This window comes from Terriglobus sp. YAF25 (assembly GCF_052113305.1).
In the GTDB taxonomy this organism is placed as follows: domain Bacteria; phylum Acidobacteriota; class Terriglobia; order Terriglobales; family Acidobacteriaceae; genus Terriglobus.
Map to the genome: position 1 here is coordinate 1 of NZ_JBFRCY010000587.1, position 3,603 is coordinate 3,603.

Below are 3,603 nucleotides of genomic sequence, written 5' to 3' on the forward strand. Positions count from 1 at the left end.
TCACTGGGAAAACTCAGAACAAAGAGACACCCAACTCGCCCCTTGGACAGACTTCTACAACCAACAAAGACCTCATGCTAGCCTCAACCTACGCCCGCCCATCAGCAGGCTCCAGATGTCAACAACCTCTTGACCTCCTACAGGTGCCCGGCCCAAGCGCTCTCGTCACATTTGACATATTCCCATATCGGAATATACCGTTTTCCTCATGGCAAGAGCGAGCACGACCTCGGACGCATTCAACGCAATCGCTGAACCCCGCCGGCGCGAGATTTTGAGTTATCTCGCCGGAATCGAACGGCCGGTGGGAGAGATTGCGGAGGCACTCGGTCTGGAGCAGCCCTCGGTATCGAAGCACCTCCGGGTGCTGAAGGATGTCGGACTGGTCCGGATGCGTTGCCAGGGCCGCCAAAAGCTTTACCGCACCAACGCCGAAGCAATACGGCCATTGCACCAGTGGGCCGCAACCTTCGAGCGCTACTGGCAGCACCAGTTGACGCGCGTGAAGGCACGCGCCGAAGCGATGGCTCGCCAGGGATCACCGCAGTTGGATTCCGCGAAATCTAAGGAGAAATAGAGATTATGATGCCCACCGAACTGGCTCTCGAAAATCTGACCGTCACCATCAATCAGGAGATTCACGTCGAAGCTCCGATCGATGTCACCTTTGCAGCGCTGCTGGAGCAACTCGGCCCCGGCAACGAAACTCCTGACGGCAAGTCTCTCAACATGAAGATCGAACCATGGCCGGGCGGACGCTGGTACCGCGATCTGGGCGACAACAACGGACACTTCTGGGCCAACGTTCAGGCCATCAAGCGGCCTTCCCTGCTTGAATTCGCCGGCCCCTTGTTCGCATACACCATGTCGATGGCACAATCCCTACTCGCGGAGTTTGAATCGCAGGCGCCGGTCACACGGAAGTTCCTCGAGCGCCTTCCCGAAGACAAGCTCACCTGGAAGCCTCACAACAAATCGATGACCGCCGGCCAGCTGGCCTATCACCTTGCGTTCGTACCTGGAGGAGTTGTCCAGGGCGCGCAGAAAGACCAGGTCCCGCCGCCAGGATTCCAGTTCCATCAACCCGCAAGTCTGCAGGAGATTTTCGACACTCTCGACCGGAGCATCGCCACCGTACGCGAAGTTCTACCCAGCTTCGATGATGCGACCATGAATGCAACCTGGCGCATCGTTGACGGCGACAAGGAGATCGCCGCCATGCCCCGCGTCGCCTTCCTGCGCAACATCATGCTCAACCACTGGTACCAGCACCGCGGCCAGTTCTGTGTCTACCTTCGCCTGCTCGACGTTCCTGTCCCCTCAAGCTGGGGCCCCAGCGCCGACGAACGCTCCGCACTCCAGCCGGAGCTCCAGACCGCATAAATCCTGCACCACGGCAGTGATCCGCTGCAAAGTCCGGATCACTGCCGAAAGGGCGCGGGAGCGTTTGTCACTCTTCTCCAAAAAATTGCGACCATAGAAGTATGATCATAATCCTATAAGTATTGCTCGGACTCTATCGCTCCTAAAGGACTTTTATGAAAATCACCGGTCGCACCATTCTCATCACTGGAGGTTCGGCCGGTATTGGGCTGGCCTTCGCTCTCAAGTTCTTAGAACTTGGCAATCAGGTCATCGTCACCGGCCGGCGCCAGTCGGTGCTTGACGAGGTAAAAGCGAAATACCCAAACCTTCACACCATTCAAAGCGACGTCGCCGACCCGGCCCAGATTGCCACGCTCGGATCACGCATCAAGAAGGACTTTCCCCGTCTCGACGTGTTGATGAACAACGCCGGCATCTTCCTGCCCAAAAACCTCCAGGCTCCGGCATCGGACCTCGATGGCTTGATGACAGAAGTGAACATTAATGTCGGTGGAGTGATTCGGACGACTTCGGCGCTTATTGACGTCCTGACGGCGAATAAGGGTACGGTCATCAACGTATCCTCCGGTCTGGCTTTCGTGCCGTTACCCGCCGCACCGATCTACAGTGCCACCAAGGCAGCTATTCATTCCTATACGATCTCGCTTCGGTTTCAATTAGAAGCGACCGGCGTAGAGGTTATCGAGCTGATGCCGCCTGCCGTGAAAACAGATATGACGACAGAGCTTGTGGAGGGCGGCGCAAGTGCGATCACGACCGACGACCTGGTGAAGCAGTCGTTTTCGGCCCTGCGGTCTGGTTCCCTTGAGATTCATCCGGGACAGTCCAGAATGCTGGCGCTCCTGAGCCGGCTGGCTCCCAGTTTCATCAACAGGCAGCTCTGGAAGGCGTCGAAGCCTCTTGTGCCGGCCAAGGCGTCATGACTCCGTGACGCGCTTGCGTCACACTCCGGGTCCTCTCTTACGTTCGTAATATGAAGAGTAGGGACAGTGAAGAGAATGAGATACGAAAAGGGACACAAAGATGCCACGCGCGATCGCATCCTGGACGTTGCTGCACGCCAATTCCGCCAACAGGGTATCGCGGCATCAGGCGTTGCGGGCATCATGTCCGATGCCGGTCTGACAAACGGGGCCTTCTTCGCCCATTTCGCGTCCAAGAACGACCTGATCGCGAAGAGCCTCGAACGGACCACCGACGAACAGTGGCAGCAGTTCGAGAAAGCTCTGGAGGCGGGACGCCTGATGGAGATCGTAAGTGCTTATCTGTCTGAGGGACATCGGGATCATGCCGATGCCGGGTGTCCTTCGGCTGCGCTGCTTCCTGAAATCTCGCGCCAGGATCGTGCCACACGACGCAGCTACACTGCTTCGGTGAAAAGGCTATTGAGCTCAGTGGAGAAGCAATTACCCAGTATTCCGAAGGGGCCAAAGGGGCGCGAAATCGCCATCGGCCTCTTCGGCCTGCTCGTTGGCACGATCCAGCTCTCCCGGGCCGTGGATGACCCTTCCCTTTCAAAAGCAATTTTGACCGCCGGCGCGCGTGTGGCGACCATGCTGATCGAATCATCCTTGCAAGCTGCAAAGACTTAATGAATGACCTTGCGGAATCTAGAGCATTTTCCCTGTACTTGCGGCTCGCTCAACAGTAAAAGTATTCTGGTCCCCGCTCCGGAAGGGGGACTATGGCAAAAGTTGTCTGTGGCTTCGCAGTACTGTTGTTTGGATGTGGGATCGTGAATGCGCAAACGGCAGCCACCGCAGCAGCAACCCCTTCAAAGACTCAGAACCCGTTGGCGAGCGCCGGTATATTTCCGTACGACYAGATGACGGTACGGAAAACTGCCAATGGAACCGAAAGCCGAAACGCCTTCACGGGAACCCTGGCTACCGGAGAAACGGTGGCCGTGCATGAATCCATGCAACCAGCGGGGACGGCGCCGGTGGAGCTTCACAGAATCGGCCATTCCGAGCTGATCGTAGTGCAGGAAGGCACCGTGGCATTCGAGCATGACGGCAAAGAGGAGCGGGTAGGGCCAGGCGGTTTAGTGTACGTCGCCCTGGGAACCGTTCACAGGATTAAGAATGTTGGCGATATACCCGCCAAATATGTGGTCATTGCAATCGGCGGCGACACGAAGAAGTAGCGGCTGGGCATTTCCCTTCAGGGGCAGTGTAGGGTTTCGCATCTATGGGCGTTTTCCGCAATGAAAACGCC

Annotated in this window: 6 protein-coding genes; all 6 read left to right on the forward strand. The window is 57.2% G+C overall.

Annotated features, from left to right (window positions below; all coding sequences use genetic code 11):
* Positions 1-133 (forward strand): integrase core domain-containing protein (locus AB4043_RS20595; protein WP_442303008.1); only part of this gene is annotated, 133 nt, incomplete at its 5' end.
* A 75-nt stretch (positions 134-208) separates the two neighbouring features.
* Positions 209-577 (forward strand): ArsR/SmtB family transcription factor, encoded by a 369-nt coding sequence (locus AB4043_RS20600; RefSeq protein WP_442303003.1) that lies wholly within the window; start codon positions 209-211, stop codon positions 575-577.
* A gap of 5 nt (positions 578-582) precedes the next feature.
* Positions 583-1,383, forward strand: coding sequence for a DinB family protein (locus tag AB4043_RS20605; protein ID WP_442307945.1), 801 nt, complete (start codon positions 583-585; stop codon positions 1,381-1,383).
* 155 nt (positions 1,384-1,538) lie between these two features.
* Positions 1,539-2,309 carry an SDR family oxidoreductase gene (locus tag AB4043_RS20610; RefSeq protein WP_442303000.1) on the forward strand — a complete coding sequence of 257 codons (771 nt, stop codon included), beginning with the start codon at positions 1,539-1,541 and terminating at the stop codon, positions 2,307-2,309.
* Positions 2,310-2,384: 75 nt separating this feature from the next.
* Positions 2,385-2,978, forward strand: a complete 594-nt coding sequence (locus AB4043_RS20615) for a TetR/AcrR family transcriptional regulator (protein WP_442302999.1) — start codon at positions 2,385-2,387, stop codon at positions 2,976-2,978.
* Positions 2,979-3,070: 92 nt separating this feature from the next.
* The gene (locus tag AB4043_RS20620; protein ID WP_442307946.1) at positions 3,071-3,532 is read left to right on the forward strand and encodes a cupin domain-containing protein; all 462 of its coding nucleotides are present in this window, start codon (positions 3,071-3,073) and stop codon (positions 3,530-3,532) included.
* Positions 3,533-3,603: the final 71 nt, after the last annotated feature.

Excerpts from the sequence above, each read along its gene's own strand:
- AB4043_RS20610 (WP_442303000.1), top strand. The coding sequence starts at position 1,539 with ATGAAAATCACCGGTCGCACCATTCTCATCACTGGAGGTTCGGCCGGT.
- AB4043_RS20615 (WP_442302999.1), top strand. The coding sequence starts at position 2,385 with ATGAGATACGAAAAGGGACACAAAGATGCCACGCGCGATCGCATCCTG.
- AB4043_RS20600 (WP_442303003.1), top strand. The coding sequence starts at position 209 with ATGGCAAGAGCGAGCACGACCTCGGACGCATTCAACGCAATCGCTGAA.
- AB4043_RS20605 (WP_442307945.1), top strand. The coding sequence starts at position 583 with ATGATGCCCACCGAACTGGCTCTCGAAAATCTGACCGTCACCATCAAT.